This window comes from Stenotrophomonas sp. Ker107b (genome assembly GCF_053847245.1).
This window is the reverse complement of record NZ_JBSPHX010000001.1, coordinates 2,089,290-2,114,719: the sequence shown is the minus strand read 5'-3', so window position 1 is coordinate 2,114,719 and position 25,430 is coordinate 2,089,290. Positions and strand designations below refer to the sequence as shown.

Here is a 25,430-nt window from a genome sequence, read left to right as displayed (position 1 = left end):
TGTTGCCGCGACCGCCCGGCTCCTACAGACTGTGTCCATGACCCGAATCCTGCTTGCTCTTGTCCTGACCGCGACCCTTGCCGGGTGCGGCTTCCATCTGCGCAACAAGCTGATGCTGCCGGCCGATACCGCCGCGGTCCAGGTGGTGTCCACCGCGCCCTACAGCGAGCTGGTCAAGCTGCTGCGTCGTGGCCTGCAGGCCTCCGGGGCGCAGCTGGCCGATCCGGACAGCACGGGCCCGTCCTCGCAGTTGCAGGTGGTGTCCGAGCGTTGGGGCGATCTGCCGATCGCGATCGATGCACAGGGCCGTGCCCAGGAATACAGCCTGCGCTACGCGGTGATCTTCATCTTCCGCCGCGAAGATGGCAGTGAGCTGGTGCCGCAGCAGGTGATCGAACTGTCGCGCGACTACGTGTCACCGCCGACCGATGCCACCGGTACCACCACCGAGCGCGAAATCCTCGCCGACGAACTGCGTCGTGAGATGTCGGCCTCGATCATGCGCCGCATCGACAGCGTGGTCCGTGCCGAGCTGGAGCACGGCCGTGCCCCGGCCAAGCCGGGTACGACGCCGGTGGAAACGCCGGTTGAGATTCCGGCGGCGACCCCGGCAAGCCCGACCTCGACGACCCCGACGCCGGCGGTCCCCGCCGTCGTCCCGCAGGGGCGCTGAGCCCGGTCCGCCCACGGATCGGCCTGCCCGGATGGAACTGCGCCCCGAACAGCTTGCCAGCCAACCGGCCAGCCAGCCGTTGTCCCCGGTCTACCTGATCGCCGGGCCTGAGACCCTGCGCGTGCTGGAAGCCGCCGATGCGGTGCGTGCGCGGGCGCGCGCCGATGGCGTCAATGAGCGCGAAGTCTTCGATGCCGATGGCCGTGACTTCGACTGGCACCAGCTCGATGCCAGCTTCAATGCGCCCAGCCTGTTCAGTGCCCGACGCCTGATGGAACTGCGCCTGCCCAGCGGCAAGCCGGGCAAGGAAGGCGCCGAGGTGATCAGCCAGTTCTGTGCCAACCCGGCACCCGACGTGATCCTGCTGATCACCTGCAACGAATGGAGCAAGGCCCACCAGACCAAGTGGGCCGATGCCGTAGGCCGCGCCGGGGTCATCTCGGTGGCCTGGGCGATCAAGCCGCATGAGCTCACCGAGTGGATCGAGCGGCGCCTGCGCGGCAAGGGCCTGCGCGCGGATCCCCAGGCCGTGCAGCGCCTGGCCGAGCGGGTGGAAGGCAATCTGCTCGCCGCCGCGCAGGAAATCGACAAGCTGGCCCTGCTGGCCGATGGCCAGACGCTGGACGTGGACACGATGGAGTCGCTGGTGGCCGATGCCGCCCGCTATGACGTGTTCCGTCTGGTTGAAGCGACCTTCTCCGGCCAGCCCGCCGCCGTCCTGCGGATGATCGCCGGCCTGCGCGCCGAGGGTGAAGCGGTGGCCGCATTGACCCCGATCGTGATCCGCGAGCTGCTGTCCACGGCCGGTCTGGCGCGGGTGCAGGCGCGCGGCGGCAACCTGGCGGCGGAGATGAAAAGCCGCGGCATCTGGGAATCGCGGCAGGCGCCGTTCAAGCGCGCGCTGCAGCGCCACCCCGAGGTCAAGCGCTGGGAGCGTTTCGTGGCCGAGGCCGGGCTGGTGGACCGCATCGCCAAGGGGCGCGCCGATGGCGATGCCTGGCTGGCGCTGGAGCGGCTGCTGATCGCCGTCTCCGAAGCCCGCGCCGTGCGCCTGCTCGCCCGGGCCTGAGCCCATGGGGCTGCGCATCTATTACGGCGGGACCTTCGATCCGGTCCATATGGGTCATCTGGCCATTGCCCGCGCCGCACGCGACCAGTTGCAGGTCGCAGTGCGCCTGCTGCCGGCCGCCGATCCCCCACACCGTGCCGCCCCCGGCGCCGATGCTGCACAGCGCCTGGCGATGCTGGCCCTGGCCATCGGTGACGAGCCCGGCCTGCTGCTGGACCGGCGCGAGCTGGACCGGGCCGAGCGCACCCCGGGCGTGCCGTCCTATACCGTCGATACCCTGCGCGAGCTGCGCGCCGAGCTGGGCCCACGCCAGCCGATCGCCTGGCTGGTCGGGGCGGACAGCCTGCTGGCCCTGCCCAGTTGGCACCAGTGGGCGTCGTTGTTCGATCTGGCGCATTTCATCGTCGCCGACCGCCCGGGCAGCCCCCTGGCCGACACCTTGGACCCGGTGCTGGCGCAGGCCCTGGACGGGCGCTGGGCCAGCCATGAGCGCGAGCTGTTCAACGCGCCGGCCGGCCGCCTGCTGCGCCTGCAGGCCCCATTGCGCGAGGAATCAGCCACCGCGGTACGCGCGCAGATCGCCGCCGCCGGGCCCTGGCAGCAACTGCTGCCTGAGGCTGTCGCGGGCTACATCCTCGATCACCGCCTGTACGGCGCGACACCGTCGTGAATACGCGCGGGCGCGCCGCCCCGTATAATCGATCCCACATTTATCGAGTTGACCCGCTTTGAGCAACCAAGCCCAGCCCCAGACCATCAAGGTCCAACTGCCGAATCCGGCGCCCTCCGTTCTGCAGCTGCTCGAGTGCGTGCGCGGGGCCACCGAAGAACTGAAGGCCAAGGATCTCGTTGAGATCGACGTGATCGGCCGCTCCAGCGTCGCCGATTACATGGTGATCGCGTCGGGCACCTCCAGCCGTCACGTCAAGTCGATCGCCGACGAAGTGGTGAAGTTCGCCAAGAAGCTGGGCGTGATGCCGCTGGGTGTGGAAGGCGAGCGCGAAGCCGAGTGGGTTCTGGTCGATCTGGGCGACGTGGTGGTCCATGTGATGCTGCCGCGCGTGCGCGAGTTCTACGCGCTCGAGCGCCTGTGGACCGTGGGCGACCAGCCGCCGATCGAACTGCTCGACGATGCGGACGACGACTACGACGCGCGGTAATTCCCGCACGTACGGTCACGACAACGGCGCCGATGGCGCCGTTGTCTTTTGCGGCGCCACGCAGGGTGTCGGCGGAGGACAGAGATGAAAGCCAAGTTGATCGCCACCGGCGAACGCGCCCCGTCCTGGGTCGCGCAGGGGTTTGCCGAATACCAGAAGCGGCTCTCGCACTGGTTGCCGTTCGAGCTGGTCGAGATCGAGCCCGGCCTGCGTGGCAAAGGGCGCGATGCGCGCCGTGCGACCGATGACGAAGGCAAGCGGGTGATCGCCGCGCTGCCGAAGAATGCCTACGTGGTCGCGCTCGATGTGCCGGGGCGCCAGCTCAGTTCCGAGCAGCTGGCGCAGCGCCTGGAGCATTGGCGTGGGCAGGGCCGGGACCTGGCCTTCCTGATCGGCGGGCCGGAAGGTCATTCGGCGGAAGTGTCGGCGATGGCGGACGAGAAATGGTCGATCGGGCCGTTGACGCTGCCGCACATGCTGGTGCGCCTGGTGGTGGCCGAGCAGCTGTACCGCGCCGCGGCGATGCTGGCCAACCATCCGTATCACCGCGCGTGAAATAGTTGTTGCCAGACAGGTTACATCTCGCGAAAAACGGGCTACAATGCGCACCCCGCCCGAATAGCTCAGCCGGTTAGAGCACTTGACTGTTAATCAGGGGGTCGTTGGTTCGAGTCCAACTTCGGGCGCCAAGATTCGAGAAAAAGCCTCGCAGCGATGCGGGGCTTTTTTTTGCAACAAAAAGCCCGGGCATTGCCCGGGCTCCTTGTTCCCCAAGTGCGGCTACCTCATTCGAAGGTGTACTTGGCACCGACGGTGAAGTAGCGGCCGATCGCGCCGCTGAAGTGCAGCGGGTTGTAGTTCACGCCACCATAGGTGGTCGGATCCAGCGGAGCGATGCGGTCGAACAGGTTCTGCACCGAGGCGTTCAACTCGAAGGCTTCGGTGATGTTCCAGCGACCGGACAGGTCGAAGGTGGTGAACGAGGAGATCTTCTCGACGTCTGTACCGTCGGCGTAGGAGAACTGGTACGAGCCGTCCGGACCGCGGAAGTCGGTGTTGTCCATCTTGGAGATGTAGTTGGCCACGCCGCTGACGCTCCACGGGCCCTGCTTCCAGGTGGTGCCGAAGTTGATGCGGTCCTTCGGCGTGCCGATGCAGTTGGTGACGTCGCAGTTGCCGTGCGTGCCGGCGTAATCGACGGTCACATCCGAATCGGTGCGCTCGAACTTGAGCACGTGGCTCCACTGCAGGTCCATTTCCAGCTGGCCCGGGCCGATGTCGAAGGTCTGGCGGATGTCGGTATCGATACCGCGCACGCGGGTCGATGCGGCATTGATGTAATCCGTGTTGACCGCCAGGATCGTACCGGTGCCTGCGACGCCATTGATCAGATCGGTGTCACGCAGCACGTTGCCCGCGGCGATCGCATCGGCAGTGGCGCCCTGTGCGATTTCGTTGGTGCGCTTGATCTGCCACGCATCGATCGTCATCGAGGTGCTGGAGGTCGGCTGCAGCACCAGACCCACCGAGTAGCTCTTGGACTCTTCCGGCTTCAGGTCCGGATTCGGCCGAGTGATGATGGCCACCGGGCGTGCACTGCAGTTGGTGCCCACATCCGCAATCGGGCTGGCTGCGCAGCGCACCGGATCGCGGGCGTTGGAGAATGCGGCCAGGCCGCCGTCGCCGTTCTCGGCCGGGTTCGGCGCGCGGAAGCCTTCGGCATAGCTGCCGCGGACCGCGATCCAGTCGGCCGGCGTCCACTTGATGCCAACCTTCGGGGTCGCCTTGCCTTCGCCGCTTTCATACTTGTCGTAGCGCACCGCACCGGACAGTTCCAACTGCTCCAGCACTGGCGCGGACAGTTCGACGTAGCCGGCATACACATTCTGGGTGCCGTCGTAGGCCGAGTAGCCCAGGCCGATGATGTCGCCCTGATCGGTGTAGGTCTGCGGGGTCAGGCTGTTGCTGGTCTTGCGCCATTCGGTACCCAGCGCCAGGCCCAGCGGACCGCCCTTCAGGTCAGCCAGGCTGCGCGAGACGGTGAAGTCGAACATGTCCAGGCTGGACTTGGCGCGGGCGCTGATGTCCGGCGAGATGTAGTCGTACAGGGCCTGCGAGTTCTGACCGGCGTTGTCGCCGATGCGCCACACGCCGCCCGGGCAGGCCGGGTTGCCGAGCGCGCATTGCACCGCGCTGTAACGCAGGAAGCCGGTGCGCTTGTTGGTCAGGTCCGTACCCGAATGCAGGTAGGCGGTGTCGTAGCTCCACTCACCCCAGTTACCCTTGACGCCCACCAGGAAGCGATTGAACTCATTGGTGTTGTTGGTGACACGCGGGCCCACATCCCATGCCGAATAGCGCAGGCGCGACGCCTGGCCCTGGATTGGATTGTCCGGATGGGTCGGGCTGAGCACGACGGCCCCGGGACCGCTGCTGGCGTTGCGCGGGCCGTCCGGGAAGCCCCAGCTGCCCGACACGCCCGAGGGGGTGTTGCTGAAGGTCGTTTCCTTCTTGGAATAGCCGATCTCGGTGTAGATCTCGCCGCCTTCGCCGAAGGCAAAGCTGGCACGACCGAACACGTTGACGTACTTCTCCTCCGGGGTCAGGTCACGGTACAGCTGCGCCGGATCCCACAGGCACCCGTTCTGCGCGATCGACGCATCGGTCTGGTCCGGAATCGTCGTAAGGCCCTGGCAACCCGGCAGCGGGACGAGGAAGGCGGGGGTGGTGGCGGTCACTGCACGGTCGTCGAACACCGAGCCGTTGGGGCTGTTACCGCCGCTGGTGCGGCCGTTGAGGAAGGCGCCGCCCAGGAACTGCGCATTGTTGCCGTAGCCATAGCGGCGGATGTCGCCGGTGCCGATCCACTTGCGGTCCTTGCGGTCGCTGATCTTGATCGCGTCGGTCTTGCCCACGTCCAGGCTGAAGAACGCATTCCAGCCGTCGGTGGCCAGATCGCCGGTGCCGGCGGTCAGGGTGGCCTTCTTGGCATCGCCGTCGCTGTCGCCGGACAGGCCGTAGGAGGCGCGCAGGATGGCGCCATTGAAGTCGCTGCGCAGGATGATGTTGACCACGCCGGCGATCGCGTCCGAACCGTAGATCGCAGACGCGCCGTCCTTGAGGACTTCAATGCGCTCGACCGCATCCAGCGGAATGGTGCTCAGATCGGTGAACACTTTCTGGCCGTCATCGGCCAGGCCATAGGTCGCCATGCGGCGGCCGTTCAACAGCACCAGCGTGGAGCCGGCGCCCAGGCCGCGCAGCGAGATGCCTGCGCCACCGCCGGCAAAGCCGTTGCCGAAGGTCTTGGGAATGGAGCCCGACCCGTCCGCGGTCAGGGTCTGCAGGTACTCGGCGACGGTGGTCTTGCCGGTACGGTCGATTTCCTGGCGGGTGACCACCTGGACGGGGGAGGGGGTTTCGGTGTTGGTGCGGGGGATGTTCGACCCGGTGACGGTGATCCGGTCAAGGTTGGTCGCCTGCTCCTGCGCGAACGCGGAGGACGACGCCATGGCACCCACCAGCAGCAGGGCGCCGCCGGTAAGGATCGTGGAAATGGAGGTGGCCAGGCTGGTGCGGCGGCTGTCGTCGCGGCGTTGGATCGGGTGTTTCACAGCATCTCTCCTGACTGGGAAAACCTAGATGTCAATAAGTCGACACCAGGACGGTGGCAACGGCGCCAATCTAGGTTTGCTGCAGGTGACGCAAGAGTGAAAAATTGCTTAATTGGGGAAAGAAGCTGTGCGTCACATTTTGTGAATGGGGAGCCCCGTCGTGGGGCTCCCCGATTCCTCAGCGCGGCAACGTAAAATCGATGGGCACCAGGCCATCGGCCGCAATGGTCTGCCCATCAACGATGGCCGGCACGAAGCGCCAGCGGCGCAGGACCTGCTGGCGGGCCGCCTGGTCAAGCACCCGCGAGCCGCTGCTCTTCTCGATGCTCACCGACACCGGGTTGCCCTCCGTATCGACCCGGATGCGCAGCAGCACGGTTCCCTGCTGGCCGAGGCGGATCGCTGCGACCGGATACGGCGGTGGAGGTGCGCTGCGGTACTGGAGCTGGGCACCGGCGGCCGGTGCGGGTGCTGCGGGGGCCGACGCCAGTGACGGTGCGGCGGTCTCGCTGGCCGGTAGTGGTGCCACCGCCGGTGCATCATCGAAGGTGGCGGTCGGGGGCGGCAGCGGCGACGGCACGCGTTGCGTGTTCACCGGCACGGTCCGGGGCGGCACCGGGTCCGGATGGCGAGGGGTCAGATCCATCGGTGGCGGTGGCGGAAGCACCCACCTCACCTGCATGCGTTCGCGCGGTGCCTTGATCAGCGGCTGGGTGGCAGGAATCAACAACAGCATCAGGGCCAGCGCGTGGACAGCGATGGCGGTGCTCCACCCGAGCACGCGGGAGGCGTCGATATGCAGCGGGACAACCGGGGACGGCGTACGGACCATGCTCCACTCTCCTTGCCAGATGTGCGGGAACATCAACGTGCCTGCGCGGCGCATGGGGTCAGACGGGGCCGCGCAATGACAGCAATACCCGAGCGCGGCGTGGGCCGGAAGTCAGGAGCCGGGTGGGGAGTTGGCTGGCAGTCAGCATCGGGCCGCGCACAGCATGACGGCGCCTTTCGGCGCCGTCATGGAGGACTGACCGGGGCGCGGATCAGCGGCCCAGATCGAACACCACGTCCAGGTTGACCGACACGGTCGATTCGCCGGGCGATACCGGGGTGGATTCGTCGGCGGACATCGGCGCGGCGGCCGCGCGCATCATCATCATCGGGCGGACGTTGCCGCCACTGCCCTCGGAGATGCTCACGATCCGGCGCACGCGCAGACCCAGCGCCTTGGCGTACGTCTCGGCACGCGCCTGGGCCTTCTTCAGCGCGGCCAGGCGAGCCTCGTCATAGACCGGCTCGGGCTGGTCGATCTCGAACTGCGGGCCGTTGATCTGGTTGGCGCCCTGCGCGGCCAGCACGTCGAGCACCTTGCCGAGCTTGGCGATGTCGCGCACCTTCAGGCTGACCGTGTTGCTGGCCTGATAGCCGGTGATCTTCGGCGCTTCGTTGTCGGCGTAGCGGTACTGCGGGCTCAGGTTGACGCCGCTGGTCTGCACGTCGCGCTCGGCGATGCCGGCAGCCTTGATCGCGGCGAGCACCTTGGTCATCTGCTCGGCGTTCTGGCGCATGGCGCTGTTGCCGTCCACGGCCTGGGTGACCACGCCGGCCGAGAGCGTGGCCACATCCGGCACGCGCTTGGCGTCGGCATTGGCCGAGATGTTGAGCAGGGTGCCGTCAGCCGGTGCGGCGATGGCGGGCAGGGATTGGGCGTGGGCGGTCATCGACGCTCCCAGGGCAAGGGACAGGGCGAGCAGCAACGGGGACAGGGACGGGCGGCGCATGTACATCTCCTTGTGAAGACGTTGAGGTTGGTGTCGGGGCGATGAACGCGTGGTGAGGTTTGATGGGGTTGATCACGATTCGAGCGTGTTGCTCGCGATTCAGACAGTAGGCACAGGTTATGCTTCCTCGATGCTTTATCTTGCCTCTCGATCCCCCCGACGGAACGAACTGCTTGCGCGCCTGGACCGACCGTTCCGGGCGCTCGATCTCGACGTGCCCGAACACCGTGCCGCCGACGAATCGGCGGCCGATTACGTGCAGCGGGTCGCCGCCGACAAAGCGCGCGCCGGGTTGGCCCTGGTCGCGGAGGACCCGGAGGCGGTCGTGCTGGGTTCGGACACCGAAGTGGTGCTCGACGGGCGCGTGTTCGGCAAGCCGGTGGATGCCGCCGACGCCTGCTCGATGCTGCGCACCCTGTCCGGGCGCACCCACCAGGTGATGACCGCCGTGGCGCTGGTCGCTGCGGGCCGGGAGCAGGGCGTGCTGGTGGTCTCGGAGGTGACGTTCGCGGCGATCGATGAAGATCGGATCGCGGCCTACGTGGCCAGCGGCGAGCCGATGGACAAAGCCGGTGCCTATGCGATCCAAGGGGGCGCTGAACGATATATCCGCCATCTGGCGGGAAGCTATTCGGGTGTGATGGGTTTGCCCCTGCAACAGACCGAGCAGTTGCTGCAGACGTTCGAACTGAAGGGAGTCGCCCATGTCTGAAGAAATCCTGGTCAATGTCACCCCGCGGGAAACCCGCGTCGCCGTCATCGAAAACGGCATGCTGCAGGAACTGCACATTGAACGTGGCTGGCGCCGCGGCGTGGTCGGCAACATCTACAAGGGCAAGGTGCAGCGGGTCATGCCGGGCATGCAGGCGGCCTTCGTCGAGGTCGGGCTGGAACGCGCGGCGTTCCTGCACGCCAACGATGTGATCCGCCCGGCGCCGGTGGCCAGCCCGGATACCGAAGGCACCACGTTGCCGCCGCCGTCGTCGGTGCCGATTGTCGAGCTGCTGCGCGACGGCCAGGACATCGTGGTGCAGGTGGTCAAGGACCCGATCGGGACCAAGGGCGCCCGCCTGACCACCCAGATCAGCATTCCCTCGCGTTACATGGTGCTGCTGCCGCAGTCCAAGGTGGTGGGCGTGTCGGCCCGGATCGAGGACGAGGCCGAGCGCGCCCGCCTGAAGACCCTGGTGACCGAACTGTCGGCCCAGCACGGGGGCTACGGCTACATCGTGCGCACCAATGCCGAAGGCCAGCCGGCCGAGGCGATCGCCGAAGACGTGGCCTACCTGTCGCGGGTCTGGAACGTGGTGGAGCGCCGTGGCCGCGATGCGGCCCCGCTCAGCGTGATCTATGAAGACCTGAGCCTGCCGCTGCGCTCGGTGCGCGATCTGATCCGCAAGGACGTGGACAAGGTCAAGGTCGATTCCAAGGAGACCTTCAACCAGTTGCAGGCGTTCGTGGCCAAGTACATGCCGGTGCTGGCCGAGAAGCTGGAGCTGTACAGCGGTGATCGCCCGATCTTCGACATGTTCGGGGTCGAGGACGAGATCGGCCGCGCGCTGGACAAGCAGGTCCCGCTGAAGTCGGGCGGCTATCTGGTGATCGACCAGACCGAGGCGATGACCACGATCGATGTGAACACCGGTTCGTTCCTGGGCCAGCGCAACCTCGAAGAGACCGTGTTCCGCACCAATCTGGAGGCCGCGCAGGCGGTGGCGCGCCAGCTGCGGCTGCGCAACCTGGGCGGCATCATCATCATCGACTTCATCGACATGGACGATGCCGAGCACCGCCGCCAGGTACTGCGCACGTTGGAGAAGGCGCTGGCCCGCGACCACGCCAAGACCACCGTCTACGATTTCTCGCCGCTGGGCCTGGTCGAGATGACCCGCAAGCGCACCGTGGAAAGCCTGGAGCGCCAGCTCTCCGAGCCGTGCCCGGAGTGCAGTGGCCGTGGCTCGATCAAGACCGCCGAAACCGTCACCTACGAGATCTTCCGCGAGATCACCCGCGCGGTGCGTCAGTTCGATGCGGCGCGCCTGCTGGTGATCGCCTCCTCCAAGGTGGTCGCGCGCATCACCGACGAGGAATCCACGGCGGTGGCCGAACTGGAGGAGTTCCTCGGCAAGAGCATCCGCTTCCAGGCCGATGAGCAGTACCTGCAGGAGCAGTTCGATGTCGTGCTGCTCTGATCGCGGCCGGTCCGGCAGTCCCACGTTCCGATGAGCACACCGCTGCGCCTGCGCCTGCGCCGGATCCGCCGCCATGCTGTGTATGCGGTGGCGATCCTGCTCGTGGGCGTGGCCCTGCTGGTCGGCACTGCCAGCCAGCTGCTGCCGCTGGCTGAGCGTCACCCGGACAGGGTGGCGGCCTGGTTGAGCGCGCGCGCGGGTCAGCCGGTGCGCTTCGATGCGTTGGAGACCGCCTGGACCCGGCGCGGCCCGCTGCTGCAGCTCAAAGGGCTGCGCATCGGTGAAGGGCAGGGCCTGCGCATCGGCGAGGCCGAAGTGCTGGTATCCATGTATGCCGGCCTGCTGCCGGGCCACTCGCTGACCGAGCTGCGGTTGCGGGGTCTGGCATTGGTGCTGCAGCGGGCAGACGATGGCCGCTGGTCCGTGCAGGGCCTGCCGCAGCCCAGTGCGGGTGACCCGCTGGAAACACTGCGCCGCTTGGGCGAACTGCAGGTGATCGGTGGGCGCTTGAGCGTCGATGCCCCCTCGCTGGGCGTGAAGGCCGATCTGCCGCGGATCGACCTGCGCCTGCGCGTCAATGGCCAGCGCCTGCGCGTCGGCGCGCGGGCCTGGGCCGACCCGGCCGCACAACCGCTGACGGCGGTGCTGGAGTTCGAGCGCAAGCGCGGTGATGGGCAGGCGTGGCTGTCGGCCGACCCGGCCGATTTCCGGGCGTGGTCCTCGCTGCTGCAGTTCGGCGGCATCGGGCTGCAGCAGGGCACCGGCGAGTTCAATGCCTGGGTGGATCTGCGCGATCACCGGGTGGTGATGGTGACCACCGATGCGGATCTCCAGAATGTCCAGGTGCGCGGCGTCAAACTTGCTGACGGCACCCACCCGCAGCTGGCGCTGGACACGCTGGAGCTGCGCGCGCGCTGGCGCTGGGTGCAGGGTGGCTGGCGCGCTGATGCGCCACGCCTGCGGATCGGCATGGAAGGCAGCACCCAGCAACTGGATGGGCTGCTGCTGGCCGGCGGGCAGCACTTCGCGCTGGCCGGCGACAACATCGATGCCACCGCGCTGCTGCGCGGCCTGGCGCTGACCGACCGGATCGATCCCGGCCTGCGCGAGTGGCTGCACGAGGCCGCACCGCAGGTGCGCATGACCCGCGTGCGCGTGGCCGGCGAGCAGGGCGGGCCGCTCTCGGTGGAAGGGGATCTGGAAGACATCCGCTTCGCTGCCGTCGGCCATTCGCCCGGGCTCAGCGGTGTGGGCGGGCGCTTCAACGGCGATGCCGATGGCTTCACCCTGGATCTGCAGCCGCAGCAGGTGATGCATTTCGATTGGCCGAGCGGCTTTGGCGAGCGCCACGACGTGCGCCTGGCTGGCCGGCTGGTGGGCTGGCGCGACGAGGCCGGTGGCTGGCGGATCGGCACCCCGGCGCTGCGCGTACAGGGCACCGATTACGCGGCCGATGTGCGCGGCGGCATCTGGTTCCAGAACAACGGCACGCGCCCGTGGCTGGAGTTGGCGGCCAAGATCGACGATGTGCCGATGACCGCCGCCAAGCGTTTCTGGATCCATTCCAAGATGAGCAAGGCCGCCACCGATTGGCTGGATGCCGCGCTGGTCTCCGGGCAGGTGCGCGACGGCGTGGGCCTGGTGACCGGTGATCTGGAAGACTGGCCGTTCGACAAGAACAATGGGCGCTTCGAAGCGACCGGGCACATTGACAGCGGCAGCATCCGCTTCCAGCACGACTGGCCGGCGATGGACAAGGTGGATGCGGACATCGCCTTCATCGGGCCGGGCTTTGAACTGCACGGTAAAGGCGATCTCGCGGGCGTCGCGGTGGACCACTTCGACGCCGGCATTCCGGATTTCGGCGTGACTGCGCTGTACGTCAAGGCGACCAGCCGCAGCGATGCGGGTGCCCTGCTGGCCATGCTTAAACAGAGCCCGCTGCAGGCCACCTATGGCGAGACCTTGAACAACCTCACCGCGAAAGGACCCGCAGCCGTCAGCTTCGATCTGCTGCAGCCGCTGCACCACGACGAAGCCGGCGGTCACCTGCAGGGCACGGTCGATCTCAATGGCGCGACGCTCACCGAGAAGCGCTTCGACCTGGTCTTCGAGAACATGCGCGGCAAGGCCCGTTATGGCCATGGCGGCTTCGATGCGGAGCACCTGGCGGTACGTCACCAGGGCCAGGACGGGCTGCTCAGCCTGCGCGCCGGCGAGTTCGTGCGCGATCCGCAGCAGGCCTTCGAATCCGAACTGACCGCCTCGCTGGAGGCGGGGGCCCTGCTGGACCGCGCCCCGGAATTGAACTGGATCAAGCCTTACATCCAGGGCACCTCGCGCTGGACCATCGGGGTGACCTTGCCCAAGGTCGCCGCCGGCAGCAAGGTCGAACCGCCGACGGTGCTCAAGCTGCATTCGGATCTGGTCGGCACCACGCTGGAACTGCCGGCGCCGCTGGACAAGCCCGCCGCTACGCCGTTGGCGACGGACGTCACCGCACAGCTGCCGATGGGCAGCGGCCGTGTGGATGTCGCCTTCGGCCAGCGCCTGGCCTTGGCAGCGCGAACGCATGACAACCAGACCGGCGTACAGGTCACCCTCGGCAGCGACCGCGTGGATCGCGATCCGCCGGCCAGCGGGCTGGTCGTGAACGGTCGCAGCGGCTCGCTGGATGCGCTGGAGTGGATCGCGCTGGCCCGCTCGCCGGACGGCGGCGACGGCAAGGACCCGATGCCGCTGCGGCAGGTGGACGTGCAGGTCGGCCAGCTGCTGCTCGCCGGCGGTGTCTTCCCGCAGACCCGGCTGCAGCTGCGCCCGACCGGCAACAGCGTGGACGTACGCATGGACGGCCCCTCGCTGGCGGGTAGCCTGAGCGTGCCCAACGCCGACGGCGGCACCATCGTCGGCAAGCTCAGTCGCGTCCACTGGCAATCGCTGCCGACGCCGGTGAAGGCGCCCAGCGATGGCGCCCCGATCCTGCTGCCACCGGACGTGGCCCTGCCGGCGCGGGTCCAGGCCAGTGCCAATGACACCAATCCGGCCAAGATCCCACCGCTGTCGCTGGATATCGACGACCTGCAGTTCGGCAAGGCCAAGCTGGGCCAGGCGGTATTGCGCACGCGGCCGATGGCCAACGGCCTGAGCGTGGATCAGCTGCAGTTCCGCGCGCCCAAGCAGGAAATCGACGTCAATGGCCGCTGGATGGGCATGGGCGAGGCCGCGCGCAGTCAGTTCAACGTGCAGGTCAAGAGCGAGGACCTCGGCGGGCTGATGCAGAATCTGGACTATGGCGGCCAGCTGCGTGGCGGCCAGGGCCAGCTGACCATGACAGCCGGCTGGCAGGGCGGCCCATCCGACTTCCAGCTCGGTGCGCTGCAGGGCCAGCTCGATGTGCAGGCCCGCAACGGCCAGTTGCTGGAACTCGAACCCGGTGCCGGGCGCGTGCTCGGTCTGCTCAGCGTGACCCAGCTGCCGCGCCGGTTGATGTTCGATTTCCGCGACTTCTTCTCCAAAGGCTTCGCCTTCAACCAGGTCGAGGGCAGCGTGGCGTTCGGCGACGGCATGGCCACCACCGACAAGGTGCTGATCGAAGGCCCGGCGGCGAACATCACCATCCGTGGCAAGACCGACCTGCGCCAGCAGCGTTTCGACCAGACCATCGACGTCAATCCGCGCGCGGGCAATCTGCTGACCGTGGTTGGCGCGGTGGCCGGCGGCCCGGTGGGGGCGGCGGTCGGCGCGGCCGCCAATGCGGTGCTGTCCAAGCCGCTGGGCGAGATCGGCGCCAAAACCTATCGCGTGACCGGCCCCTGGGCCGAACCCAAGGTCGATGTGATCGACCGCGACGCAGCGCCCAAGCCGGCCCCGGCCGCACCGGCGCGCTGATCCCTTTCCCGCGCCCGGGTTGCGATTGCGCCCGGCGCCCACAGATCAAAGAGCATGAACAACAACGCACTTTCGCTGGCCACCGACCGTCTGCTGCTGCCCGCCGGGCTGGATGCGAACGGTCTGGAACGCACGTTCGGCACCCTGTTGGGCCCGGGCATCGATTTCGGGGATCTCTATTTCCAGCACGCGCGCCGCGAGAGCTGGAGCGTGGAGGACGGCATCGTCAAGGACGGGGCGCATTCGATCGAGCAGGGCGTGGGCGTGCGCGCCATCGCCGGTGAGAAGACCGGTTTCGCCTACTCCGACGACATCCACAGCGACGCGCTGCTGGCCGCGGCCAACTCGGCCCGCGCCATCTCCCGCGAGGGTGGGGCGCAGTCGGCCCGCTCGCTGGTGCGTGGCAGTGGCCGCGCGCTGTACCCGGCACTGGACCCCATCGATGGCATGGGCAACGAGGCCAAGGTCGAGATGCTCAAGCGACTGGACCGCTACCTGCGCGCCGCCGACCCGCGCGTGCAGCAGGTGATGGTCAGCCTGTCCGGCGGCGTGGACACGGTATTGATCGCGCGCAGCGATGGCGTGCTTGCGGCCGACATCCGCCCGCTGGTGCGCTTGAACGTGCAGGTGATCGTCGAGCAGCAGGGCCGGCGCGAGTCGGGTTACTCCGGCGGCGGCGGTCGCTACAGCTATGAAGACCTGTTCGCCGAGGGACGCCCGGAAGGTTTCGCCCGCGAGGCCCTGCGCCAGGCGCTGGTGAACCTGGAGGCGATTCCGGCCCCGGCCGGGGTGATGACCGTGGTGCTGGGCCCGGGCTGGCCCGGCGTGCTGCTGCACGAAGCGGTCGGCCATGGCCTGGAAGGTGACTTCAACCGCAAGGGCACCAGCGTGTACGCCGGCCGGATCGGCGAGCGCGTGGCCGCACCGGGCGTGACCATCGTTGACGACGGCACCCTGGACGGACGTCGCGGCTCGCTGAACATCGATGACGAAGGCCACCCGACCCAGTGCACCACCCTGATCGAGGACGGCATCCTGGTCGGCTACATGCAGGATTCGCTCAATGCGCGTCTGATGGGCGTGGCCCCCACGGGTAACGGCCGCCGTGAATCATTTGCGCACATGACCATGCCGCGCATGACCAACACCTACATGCGCGCCGGCCAGCACGATCCGGAAGAGATGATCCGCTCGGTCAAGCGTGGCCTGTACGCGGTCAACTTCGGTGGCGGCCAGGTCGACATCACCAGCGGCAAGTACGTGTTCTCGGCCACCGAGGCCTATCTGATCGAAGACGGAAAAATCACCGCGCCGGTGAAGGGCGCCACCCTGATCGGCAACGGGCCGGAAACCATGCAGAAAGTGCGCATGATCGGCAACGATCTGGCTCTGGACGAGGGCGTGGGCATCTGCGGCAAGGATGGCCAGAGCGTGCCGGTCGGCGTGGGCCAGCCGTCCCTGCTGATCGATGGCATCACCGTGGGCGGCACCCAGGCCTGAGCCGGGATGCAATCGCCTGCGCTGCCTGATCACGCGGCCGCCAGCGGGGTGCTGGCGCCGCCGCGTGAGCGCCGGGACTCAGTCCTCGGCGTTCTCGTCGCTGTCGCTGTCCGTGTCGACCGCGTCGTCCAGCGCGTCTTCGGAGGCGGCATTCACGCCTTCCAGGCCGAGCGCGGCCGGCAGCAGCAGCGCACGCAGCAGCTGGAAGATCTCGCGGTAAGCACGCGGCGGCTTGTTCTTGGCTTTTTCGGCCTGGGCGTTGCGGATCAGCGTACGCAGCTGCTGGCGGTCGGCATGCGGGTACTCGTCCAGCAGCGCGCCCAGTGCCTTGTCGCCGTCCTTGAGCAGGCGCTCGCGCCAGTCTTCCACGCGGTGCATGGTCGCCACTTCACGGCGCGAGGTCTCGCTGTTGGCATCCAGCGCATCGCGGATCGCATCCAGCACGGCGTCGTCTTCGCGGCGCATGTGCTTGGCCAGGAACGCCAGCTGGCGCTTGTGGGCGATATGCGCGGTGATGCGCTTGGCCTCGGCGATGTGCGGCAGCAGATCTTCGGGCACCGGCAGGCGCGCCAGCTGGGCCGCGGTCAGCGAGACCAGCTTCTCGCCCAGGGCCAGCACGTCCAGCGCAGCCCGGCGGTTCTGGCTGCGGCTGATATCAAGGAATTCACCGGTTTCTTCGTCGCGTCCGCGCATCGTCTTATTTCCACATCCGTAAACTGTGCCGGCGTCGCGCCGGGCACTCACCTGTACAGGATAAAGCATTGAACGTGATCTCCCCTGAAGTCTCCCCGGCCGACGACAGCCTGCAGCGCCTGGAGCAGCTGGCCGACATCTCCCAGCGCCTTCTGGAGCGGGCCAAGGCCCTGGGCGCCACCCAGGCCGAAGTCAGCTGCAGCGATGAGCGCGGCCTGGATGTGAACGTGCGCCTGGGCGAGGTCGAAACGGTCGAGTCCACCCGTGACCGCGGCATCGCCGTGACCGTCTACTTCGGCCAGCGCAAGGGCAGCGCCAGCACCGCCGACCTGCGCGAGAGCAGCCTGGAGTCGACCGTGGCCCAGGCCTGCGCGATCGCCCGCCACACCGAGGACGACGAGGCCGCCGGGCTGGCCGAGGCGGCGCTGATGGCCCGTGAATTCCCGGATCTGGACGGCTGGCACCCCTGGGAACTCAGCGCCGATGCGGCGCTGGATCTGGCGCTGGCCTGCGAAGCGGCGGGTCGCGAGGCCGACACCCGCATCAGCAATTCCGACGGTGCCTCGGCGGCGACCGCGCAGAGCCTGTCGGTGTATGCCAACTCGCATGGTTTCATCGGCCGCGAGCGCAGCAGCCACCACTCGATCGGCTGTGCGCTGATCGCCGGGCAGGGCGATGGCATGCAGCGCGACGGCTGGTACAGCAGCGCGCTGGCCCGCGAAGATCTGGACGATGCCGCGTCGATCGGCCGCCGTGCCGCCGAGCGCACCGTCGCCCGGCTGGACCCGCGCTCGATGACCACGGCGCAGATGCCGGTGCTGTATTCGCCGGAGGTGGCCCGCTCGCTGATCGGCCATCTGCTCGGTGCCGTGTCCGGCGGCGCGCTGTACCGTCGCGCCAGCTTCCTGCTCGACAGCGTCGGCACGCGCCTGTTCCCGGACTGGTTCGGCATCGAAGAGCTGCCGCTGCTGCGCCGTGGGCTGCGCTCGGCCGCTTTCGATGGCGATGGCGTGGCCACGTGCAATTCGGCGCTGATCCGCGATGGCGTGCTGGAGCGTTACATCCTCGGCAGCTACTCGGCGCGCAAGCTCGGCCTGCCGACCACCGCCAACGCCGGTGGCGTGCACAACCTCAAGGTCACCGCCAACGCAGGTGATCTGGTCTCCATTGCCCGGCAGATGGGCAACGGACTGCTGGTCACCGAACTGATGGGGCAAGGCGTCAACAGTGTCACCGGCGACTACTCGCGCGGCGCCGGCGGCTTCCGCGTGGAGAACGGCGAGATCAGTTACCCGGTCGATGGCATCACTATCGCCGGCAACCTCAAGGACATGTTCGCCAGCATTGAAGCGGTGGGCACCGACATCGACACGCGTTCGCACGTGCATACCGGCTCGATCCTTGTAGGACGAATGACCGTTGCCGGTAACGATTGACGTATTCTATGGGGGCTGCCCTGGCAGGCGGGGAGCCTGCCGCGTGCACTACCCATTACCTCGAACAAGGAGTTTCACGTGAGCGATTTCGACAACGTCACCACCCCGCCGCCGCCGGTAAGCGCCCCGGCCCCGGCCGAACAGCGCACCATGGCCCTGGTGGCCCACCTGCTGGGTATCTTCACCTGGTTCCTCGGCCCGCTGATCATCTGGCTGATCAACAAGGACGACAGCAGCAAGAGCTTCGTCACCGATCAGGCCAAGGAAGCGCTGAACTTCCAGATCACGATCACCATCGCCATGCTGATCTGCATCGTGCTGACCATCGTCATCATCGGTGGCCTGCTGGCCCCGATCGTCGGCCTGCTCAACGTGATCTTCTGCATCATTGCAGCGGTCAAGGCCAACAACGGCGAAGCCTACCGCTACCCGTTCGCCCTGCGCCTGATCAAGTAATCGATCCGCAGCGCTGGAACGAAAAAACGCCCGGGATTCCCGGGCGTTTTTTTGTGTCCTGGCGTTGTAGGGCCACGCCATGCGTGGCGGCCTGCGCGATCGCTCAGTGATCCCGCTCAACCGCCAGCCTGGCCAGCGCACGCAGGGCATCGGCCGCCTCGCCATAGCCGGCCAGACCGTCGAACATCTGCTCGGTCAGGGTGCGCAGATGCGCCTTGGCGCCGTCCATGCCCAGCAGCGCCGGGAAGGTCGACTTGGCCTGCGCCTCGTCCTTGCCGGCGGTCTTGCCGAGCTGTTCGGAACTGGCTTCGACATCAAGGATGTCATCGCGCACCTGGAAGGCCAGGCCCAGCGCGGAGGCAACCGTATCCAGCGTCGCCAGATCAGCCGCGGGCGCCTGCCCACACAGCGCGCCCATGCGCACCGCAGCGCGGATCAGCGCGCCGGTCTTGAGCGCATGCATGCGTTCAAGATCCTGCAACGGCTGCTGATGGCCAGTAGCGTCGATATCCAATGCCTGGCCGCCGCACATGCCGGCAGCGCCGGAGGCGTGCGCCAGGGTCTGCAGGCAATCCACGCGCAGCTGCGCCGGCAGAGCCGCATCGGCCAGCAGGCTGAACGCACGCGTCTGCAGGGCATCACCGGCGAGGATCGCGGTGGCTTCATCGAACGCGATATGCGTGGTCGGGCGGCCGCGACGCAGGGCGTCATCGTCCATCGCCGGCAGATCGTCGTGCACCAGCGAGTACGCATGGATCAGCTCCACCGCCATCGCAGGCGCATCCAGCGCGCTCTCGTCAGCGGTGAAGATCCGGCCGCTGGCATACACCAGCAGCGGTCGCATCCGTTTGCCACCACCCAGCACCGCATAGCGCATCGCCTGATGCAGACCACGCGGGGCGTCGGAGGGTGAGGGCAGGCGGGCGTCGAGCTGGTGTTCGATCCGGTCGCGCCACCGCGCGAACGTGGCCTCAACCGTCATGGCTGGGGCGGGTCGAAGGGTTCGGCGGTCTCGGGCTGGGCCGGATCGCTGAGCAGGCGCACGCGCAGTTCGGCCTGTTCCAGCGCCTGCTGGCACTGGCGGTACAGACCGACGCCACGTTCGTAGGCGCTGAGCGATTGTTCCAGGCTCATTTCGCCGGTTTCCATCTTCTCCACCAGTTGCTCCAGTTCTTCCAGCGACTGCTCGAAGTGGGCGACCGGGGAGGTTTCATTGGGGGACTTTTTTGCCATGCGACAAGTGTGGGCCGCTGGCCCGGCGGGGTCAATTCACGCCGCGCCCGGGGTCCACTGCAACTGCGCATGATGGGCCAGCAGCCACGGCTGCAGTGCCGCACCGATCACCCGGTCACCCGCGGCCAGCAGCGTGTCTTCATCGAACAGCAGTGGCAGCTGACGGCGCTGCCACGGTGGCAGGCCCTGCTGCTGCAGCAGATCCTTGAGTGCGTGGGAATGCGTGCGCCCCGGCAGCTGGATGCGCTCGCCGCCGCGACGGGCGCGGATCTGCACGGGCGTATCGAAACCGTCGGTGGTGCCGAGCAGGCGCAGCTCGCCGCCATCGGGCAGCGCCAGCGGCGCACGGCCATCCCAGTGCACGCTCCAGTCGGCCGGCAGCGCCAGACTGGCCGAGAGCAGGTGAAGCTGCCCGCGCCAGCGGCGGATGCGGGCACCCTGCCAGGCAAACTGCGCGTCGGCATGGTGCGCGGCCGGGAGCAGTTCGCGTTCGACCGCCTCGACCCCGGCGGCCGGCAGTGGCGGCAGTCCGCTGCCGCGCACCCAATGGCGCAGCAACCGCGCGCGCCGCTCGACCGGTTGGCGCATCAGGCGCGCGCAGTCGATCACGCCGGGGCCGACGCTGCAGCGTTCCAGCGCGTCGCGGTCGGCACTGTCGAGCAGATGCTGGGACTGTGCGGACAATGCCGCGCTGCGCGCGAATGCAGCGTCGGCCTGTGGCCAACGCTGACGCAGTTGCGGCAGCACGTGCAGGCGCAGGAAATTACGGTCGGCGTCATCGCTCGCGTTGCTGGGGTCTTCGATCCACTCCAGACCTTCGGCCTGCGCATGTGCGCGCAGGGCGCTGCGCGGAACCTCCAGCAACGGCCGCCACACGGTGCCGGCGCCGAATGCGCTGGTGACCTGCATGGACGCCAGCCCATCCACGCCGGAGCCGCGCAACGCCCGCAGCAGGAAGGTCTCGGCCTGGTCGTCGCGGTGATGGGCCAGTGCCAGCCGCTCGCCAGGCAACAGCTGTGAAGCGAATGCGTCGCGCCGGGCATGCCGCGCGGCAGCTTCCAGCCCCTGGCCCTGGTGACGGGGTACCTGCACGCGGATCACCCGCAGCGCAATGTTCCAGCGTGCGCAGACCTGCGTGCAGTGCACGGTCCATGCATCGGCCTGCTCCTGCAGGCCATGGTGGATATGCACGGCGCGCAGGCCGGCGGTGCGCTGGGCCGCCGAGGTGGCCAGCCAATGCAGCAGGACGGTGGAATCGAGCCCGCCGCTGAAGCCCACCAGCACGGGGTGGACGACAGAGGGCGGTGGCGGCAGTAGGGACGTCATGGGCAGTGCGATCTCAGGCAGACCGGCAGTATCGGTGCTGCGTGGCGACGATGCCACGCGCGGGGATCACGGCGCGTCGGCATCCATCGCCGGACGCCCCTGCCGATCGATGCGATACCAGGTGCCACCGACCATCGCGGTGTGGCCATGATCATCCGGCGTGCCTGGCCGGCAGCCTTGGCAGACCCGGGCCACCCCGTCATCGAACGCCCAGCCGAAATCGAACGTGCCCGGGAACGCCTGGCGCAGCTGCGTATCGAAATAGCCGATGCGCGCGCCCACGCGGCCGCGCACCAAGCCTTCCACGACGTAATCCGGGCCGTTGTCGAAGGTGATCACCGGCAGTTGACGGCCATCGGCACGGACATAGTGGAATCCACCGCCAGCGTAGACCGCTGCCAGCCCGTCCTGATCGTAGGACAGCGACGCCAACGCGTTGGTCTCAAGCGCAAGACGGCCGTTGAGCCACTGGCACCCGGCCAAGGGCTGCAGGCCGTCCTCCTCGGTGAAGGCGGTGCACGCGGTGCCGGCGCCCCAGACCATGCCGGAGCCAAGCAGACCGGCCGCCAGCAGCAGGGGCCGCGCGAGGCGGCCCCTGTTGGTTGCGTGGCGAAGAAGCCCACGCATTACTTGCTGTCGCCGGCCTGGCGCTCGAACGCGGTCGGCTTGGGCAGCTCGACCGGCACGCCCTTGGCGTCGCAGGTGCCGGCATCGCACAGGCGCTGACGCAGGCGCGGTGTGGCCTGCACGATCATGTGGTAGATCGCGTTCTGCTCCATCGTGCCGCGCACGGCCTTGCTGCCCGGGCCACGTGCCCAGATGCCGACGTCTTCGCCGCCATGCGATTCGCTCTTGGCGGGTACCAGCGCTTCCTGCATGTAATCAGGATGCTCGGTATCCACCGCGGTCAGGTCCGGCCGGCCGGTGCTCGGATCGAAGCTGCTCGGGTTGTGCGGGTACTGCTTCGGGCCGACCGGCTGCTGGTTGGTGGCACCGGTGTAGCCCGGGCCGTTGGCGTAGGTCAGGGTGGTGTAGGGCAGGCCCAGGCCATCGCGGGCCAGGTCCAGCTTGCCGGCCCCGTCTTCGCCGCCCTTGTCCTTGACCTTGCCCAGGATCGGGTTGCCACGTGCCGGGTAACCGACGAAGTTCAGCGTGTGCGAATGGTCGGCGGTGACGATGATCAGGGTGTCCTGGTCGGAGGTCGCCTCGACGGCCGCGCGCACCGCGTCGGACATCGCCACCGTATCGGTCAGTGCGCGGTAGGCGTTGCCGCTGTGGTTGGCGTGATCGATGCGCGCGCCTTCCACCATCAGCACATAGCCTTCCTGGTGGCGCGACAGGTTGGCGATCGCCGCCTGGGTCAGCTCGGCCAGGCTCGGCTCACCGGCCGGATCGTCCTTGCGCTCGGCCTCGTAACGCATGTGGTCCGGTTCGAACAGGCCCAGGATGGCCGGTGCCTTCGACGCGGCCTGCAACTGTTTGGCATTCCACACGTAGGCACCCTGCGGGTGCGCCTGCTGCCACTCGGTCACCAGGCTGCGCCCGTCCAGGCGCTGGCCGACCTTGTCGTCGTATTCCGGATCGCGTTCTTCAACCGTGGTGAATTCACCACGACCACCGCCGAGGGCGACCAGCGGGCCGCGCCCGAAGCGCGAGGTCGACAACAGCTGCTGGGCGATATCGCGGCAGCCGGCGGCCTTCGCCTCTTCCGGCACGTCGGTATCGTTTTCCCAGTTGCGCTCCGGCGAGTGGGCGTAGGTCGCCGCCGGGGTGGCATGGGTCAGGCGTGCGGTAGAGACCACGCCGGTCGCCATGCCGGCGCTGTCAGCCAACTGCAGCCAGGTCAGCAGCCCCTTGTTCAGGCTGTCGGCGCAGTCGTTGCGGTTGCCCGCGCTGACGCCGATCGCGCCCATGTGCGTCTTCACGCCGGTGGTGATCGCCGTCATCGTGCCGGCCGAATCCGGCGTCTGCGAATCGGTGTTGTAGGTCTTGCTGAACGCCGTGGCTGGGAACTGCTCCCAGGACAGCAGGTTTTCCTCGCCCGGGCGGCCATTGCGCTGGCCTTCGAAGATGCGCGCCGCGGCCACCGTGGTCAGGCTCATGCCATCGCCCAGGAACAGGATGACGTTTTTGGCCTTGCCGTCCATGGCCCCGGTGCTGGCTGCACGCGCCGCGCCGCTGCGGTACCACCACTGCGGGGTCTCCCCGGCGGGGTGGGCAATGGCCGGCACATCGACCTGGACCGCGCCAACAGCGGCGCTGGAGGAGGGAGCGGTACTGGCGCAGGCGCCGAGCAGCAGGGTGGTGACGGCGGCCACCAGAGGCGTGAAACGGGACATGGACGGGCAAATCTCGCATGTGAAACGGGCGTTCATTATGCAGAACGCCGCAAGGCACGCCGATGACACGCTGATTTTCCGTGTACGCCTCGTTCCAGCGCCCCGCTTGGGCTAAGGTGCCTAGCTGTCAAATCATCTCTGGAACGCGCATGAAGCTGGTCTCTGCCTGGCTGCGGATCCCCTTCTGGCAACGGGTCCTGGGCGGCTTCGTGCTGGGTGCCTTGGCCGGCTGGCTGCTCGGGCCCGCGGCTGAAACCTGGTTCGGCCCGCTGGGCGATCTCTACGTCACCCTGATCAAGATGATCGCGGTGCCGCTGGTGTTCTTCGCCGTGATCAATGCCATCTCCTCGCTGCACGGGCAGAAGTCCGTGGCGGCCCTGGGCGGGCGCACCTTCCTGTGGTTCATCATCACCGCCGCCCTGGCGGTCTGCGTGGGCCTTGGCGTCGGCACCGTCATGCAGCCCGGCAGCGGCGCGCTCAGTCTCAGCATGGACCACGGCTACACCCCGCGCGAAGTGCCCAGCGTGATCAAGGTGCTGATGGATGTCGTGCCCTCCAACGTGTTCTACGCGTTAACCGGCATCGGTACCCGCATCAACAGCGCCGGTGAAACCGTCCTGGCCGCCGGGCGCGGCTCGATCCTGCCGGTGATCTTCTTCGCCGGCCTGCTCGGTTTTGCGATGGTCAAGCTCGGCGACAAGGTCAGCGAAGCGCGCAAGCTGACCGGGCAGATGAGCGAGATCATGATCCAGGTGACCCGCTTCGTGCTGGAGATCACCCCGCTGGGCACCTTCGGCCTGATCGCCGGCCTGGTCGGCAGCTACGGCTTTGAAAAGCTGCTGCCGCTCGGCAACTTCGTCCTCGCCCTGTACATCGCCTGCGCCGTCCACATCGTCGTGGTCTACGGCAGTCTGCTGCTCATGCACGGGCTGAACCCGTTGAAATTCTTCCGCGGCGCCGCCCCCGGCATGCAGGTCGCCTTCGTCAGCTCTTCCAGCTTCGCGGCCATGCCCGCGGCGATGCGCTCGATCACCCACAACCTCGGCGTCAACAAGGACTACGCCTCCTTCGCCGTCCCGCTCGGCGCCAGCATCAAGATGGACGGCTGCGGCGCGATCTATCCCGCCCTGTGCGCGGTCTTCATCGCCCAGTACACCGGCGTGCCGCTCACCCCCGAACAGTACATCGTGGTCCTGATCGCCTCGGTCCTCGGCAGCTTCGGCACCGCCGGCGTTCCCGGCACCGCGGTGGTCATGGCCACCGTCGTCCTCAGCGCCGCCAACCTGCCGCTGGAAACCATCGGTTACCTCTACGCCATCGACCGCATCCTGGACATGATGCGCACCATGACCAACGTCACCGGCCAGATGCTGGTCCCGGTCATCGTCGCCAAAGAAACCGGCCTGCTCGACCGCGCGGTCTACGACAACCCATCCACCAACCTGGGCGTGGATGAGGGCGAAGAACGAACGTCCTGATGCAGGCACGAATGCAGCACCCAAAGACCGGCGAGAGCCGGTCTTTTTTTCGGCTTGGGGTCGTCGCGAGCGTTACGCCCCGAAGCGACCGGCAGGCCCCTCGGCAAATGTCCCCCGGCCGCCGCCTGGCGGCGACGGCCTCCTCCTTGATTTTGCCCAGGCGCCTACCGGCCGCTTCGGGGCTCGTGCGCGGTGGTAGGCGTACTGCAAACCGGTTGCCGTGAGGCGCCAGTGACTGGACACGATGGGCCGCGCTGCGCTTGTGGGCGAAATCAAGGAGGAGGGGACGGACGCAGGCCGGCGCCGGGGGACATTCGCCGGCAAGCGTGGCGTGGCCCAGCGCTCGGCGCACCGGCCGCCTCCGCCAGTAAGTGAAGCGCTACGGTCGCCAGGAAACCACCCTGAACCCGCACCGTAAACCCCTGTATCACCCGGTGTAACACCCCTGATACACCCGCACCACGCTTGCCTGTCAGCACCACGTGATCACCGCATCACCCTATTCATTGCCTCGGACACCAACGTTGCTGTAACAGCAATGTTGCGCGCCATTAACCCGACTCCCACGAAAACCCCGGAAACACAGGCATCC

Annotated in this window: 21 protein-coding genes and 1 tRNA gene; 13 read left to right on the top strand and 9 right to left on the bottom strand. The window is 67.7% G+C overall.

What is annotated here, in order from left to right:
* The first annotated feature begins 37 nt into the window (after positions 1–37).
* The 6 genes from ACWV8V_RS09590 (at position 38) to ACWV8V_RS09565 (ending at position 3,591) form a co-directional block, all read left to right on the top strand.
* Entirely contained in the window at positions 38–673 is a 636-nt protein-coding gene (locus ACWV8V_RS09590) for an LPS-assembly lipoprotein LptE (protein ID WP_455899547.1), read from the top strand.
* Between the two features lie 31 nt (positions 674–704).
* Complete coding sequence (holA, locus tag ACWV8V_RS09585) at positions 705–1,742, top strand: DNA polymerase III subunit delta (protein WP_455899546.1); 1,038 nt, start codon at positions 705–707, stop codon at positions 1,740–1,742.
* A 4-nt stretch (positions 1,743–1,746) separates the two neighbouring features.
* Positions 1,747–2,412 (top strand): nicotinate-nucleotide adenylyltransferase, encoded by a 666-nt coding sequence (nadD, locus tag ACWV8V_RS09580; RefSeq protein WP_455899545.1) that lies wholly within the window; start codon positions 1,747–1,749, stop codon positions 2,410–2,412.
* A 58-nt stretch (positions 2,413–2,470) separates the two neighbouring features.
* A complete protein-coding gene (gene rsfS, locus ACWV8V_RS09575) occupies positions 2,471–2,902 on the top strand; it encodes a ribosome silencing factor (protein WP_088434466.1) in 432 nt (143 codons plus the stop codon).
* An 84-nt stretch (positions 2,903–2,986) separates the two neighbouring features.
* Positions 2,987–3,457 carry a 23S rRNA (pseudouridine(1915)-N(3))-methyltransferase RlmH gene (gene rlmH / locus ACWV8V_RS09570; RefSeq protein WP_259259584.1) on the top strand — a complete coding sequence of 157 codons (471 nt, stop codon included), beginning with the start codon at positions 2,987–2,989 and terminating at the stop codon, positions 3,455–3,457.
* A 57-nt stretch (positions 3,458–3,514) separates the two neighbouring features.
* Positions 3,515–3,591: transfer RNA gene (locus tag ACWV8V_RS09565), tRNA-Asn, on the top strand.
* Positions 3,592–3,687: 96 nt separating this feature from the next.
* Here ACWV8V_RS09565 and ACWV8V_RS09560 read toward each other — a convergent pair.
* The 3 genes from ACWV8V_RS09560 to ACWV8V_RS09550 form a co-directional block, all read right to left on the bottom strand.
* Positions 3,688–6,516 carry a TonB-dependent receptor gene (locus tag ACWV8V_RS09560; RefSeq protein WP_455899544.1) on the bottom strand — a complete coding sequence of 943 codons (2,829 nt, stop codon included), beginning with the start codon at positions 6,514–6,516 and terminating at the stop codon, positions 3,688–3,690.
* A gap of 178 nt (positions 6,517–6,694) precedes the next feature.
* A complete protein-coding gene (locus ACWV8V_RS09555) occupies positions 6,695–7,348 on the bottom strand; it encodes an energy transducer TonB (protein WP_455899543.1) in 654 nt (217 codons plus the stop codon).
* Positions 7,349–7,559: 211 nt separating this feature from the next.
* Positions 7,560–8,297 carry an SIMPL domain-containing protein gene (locus ACWV8V_RS09550; protein ID WP_259259587.1) on the bottom strand — a complete coding sequence of 246 codons (738 nt, stop codon included), beginning with the start codon at positions 8,295–8,297 and terminating at the stop codon, positions 7,560–7,562.
* A gap of 130 nt (positions 8,298–8,427) precedes the next feature.
* On the opposite strand from ACWV8V_RS09550, the gene ACWV8V_RS09545 reads away from it, so the two are divergent.
* From ACWV8V_RS09545 to tldD, 4 genes are read left to right on the top strand one after another with little or no spacing between them, the layout of a single operon-like run.
* A complete protein-coding gene (locus tag ACWV8V_RS09545) occupies positions 8,428–9,009 on the top strand; it encodes a Maf-like protein (RefSeq protein WP_455899632.1) in 582 nt (193 codons plus the stop codon).
* Positions 9,002–10,489, top strand: coding sequence for a ribonuclease G (gene rng, locus ACWV8V_RS09540; RefSeq protein WP_259259588.1), 1,488 nt, complete (start codon positions 9,002–9,004; stop codon positions 10,487–10,489). Before ACWV8V_RS09545 ends, rng begins: the two co-directional genes overlap by 8 nt.
* A 30-nt stretch (positions 10,490–10,519) precedes the next feature.
* The gene (locus ACWV8V_RS09535; protein WP_455899542.1) at positions 10,520–14,377 is read left to right on the top strand and encodes a YhdP family protein; all 3,858 of its coding nucleotides are present in this window, start codon (positions 10,520–10,522) and stop codon (positions 14,375–14,377) included.
* A gap of 54 nt (positions 14,378–14,431) precedes the next feature.
* Complete coding sequence (gene tldD / locus ACWV8V_RS09530) at positions 14,432–15,877, top strand: metalloprotease TldD (RefSeq protein WP_455899541.1); 1,446 nt, start codon at positions 14,432–14,434, stop codon at positions 15,875–15,877.
* A 78-nt stretch (positions 15,878–15,955) separates the two neighbouring features.
* On the opposite strand, the gene yjgA is transcribed toward tldD, so the two are convergent.
* On the bottom strand, positions 15,956–16,570 hold the full coding sequence (gene yjgA / locus ACWV8V_RS09525; RefSeq protein ID WP_455899540.1) for a ribosome biogenesis factor YjgA: 615 nt from the start codon (positions 16,568–16,570) through the stop codon (positions 15,956–15,958).
* Positions 16,571–16,638: 68 nt separating this feature from the next.
* On the opposite strand from yjgA, the gene pmbA reads away from it, so the two are divergent.
* On the top strand, positions 16,639–18,006 hold the full coding sequence (pmbA, locus tag ACWV8V_RS09520; protein ID WP_455899539.1) for a metalloprotease PmbA: 1,368 nt from the start codon (positions 16,639–16,641) through the stop codon (positions 18,004–18,006).
* A gap of 78 nt (positions 18,007–18,084) precedes the next feature.
* Positions 18,085–18,462, top strand: a complete 378-nt coding sequence (locus tag ACWV8V_RS09515; RefSeq protein WP_088434456.1) for a DUF4870 domain-containing protein — start codon at positions 18,085–18,087, stop codon at positions 18,460–18,462.
* A 103-nt stretch (positions 18,463–18,565) separates the two neighbouring features.
* Here the strand turns inward: ACWV8V_RS09515 and ACWV8V_RS09510 are convergent, their stop codons facing one another.
* The 5 genes from ACWV8V_RS09510 to ACWV8V_RS09490 form a co-directional block, all read right to left on the bottom strand.
* Positions 18,566–19,444 carry a polyprenyl synthetase family protein gene (locus ACWV8V_RS09510; RefSeq protein WP_259259593.1) on the bottom strand — a complete coding sequence of 293 codons (879 nt, stop codon included), beginning with the start codon at positions 19,442–19,444 and terminating at the stop codon, positions 18,566–18,568.
* The gene (locus tag ACWV8V_RS09505; protein WP_123730589.1) at positions 19,441–19,695 is read right to left on the bottom strand and encodes an exodeoxyribonuclease VII small subunit; all 255 of its coding nucleotides are present in this window, start codon (positions 19,693–19,695) and stop codon (positions 19,441–19,443) included. Before ACWV8V_RS09505 ends, ACWV8V_RS09510 begins: the two co-directional genes overlap by 4 nt.
* Before the next feature lie 36 nt (positions 19,696–19,731).
* The gene (tilS, locus tag ACWV8V_RS09500) at positions 19,732–21,021 is read right to left on the bottom strand and encodes a tRNA lysidine(34) synthetase TilS (protein WP_259259594.1); all 1,290 of its coding nucleotides are present in this window, start codon (positions 21,019–21,021) and stop codon (positions 19,732–19,734) included.
* 66 nt (positions 21,022–21,087) lie between these two features.
* Entirely contained in the window at positions 21,088–21,564 is a 477-nt protein-coding gene (locus ACWV8V_RS09495) for a WG repeat-containing protein (RefSeq protein WP_455899538.1), read from the bottom strand.
* Positions 21,565–21,647: 83 nt separating this feature from the next.
* Positions 21,648–23,360 (bottom strand): alkaline phosphatase, encoded by a 1,713-nt coding sequence (locus ACWV8V_RS09490; RefSeq protein WP_455899537.1) that lies wholly within the window; start codon positions 23,358–23,360, stop codon positions 21,648–21,650.
* A gap of 149 nt (positions 23,361–23,509) precedes the next feature.
* Between ACWV8V_RS09490 and ACWV8V_RS09485 the strand changes: the two genes are divergently transcribed.
* The gene (locus ACWV8V_RS09485; RefSeq protein WP_455899536.1) at positions 23,510–24,838 is read left to right on the top strand and encodes a dicarboxylate/amino acid:cation symporter; all 1,329 of its coding nucleotides are present in this window, start codon (positions 23,510–23,512) and stop codon (positions 24,836–24,838) included.
* The last annotated feature ends 592 nt before the right edge of the window (positions 24,839–25,430 follow it).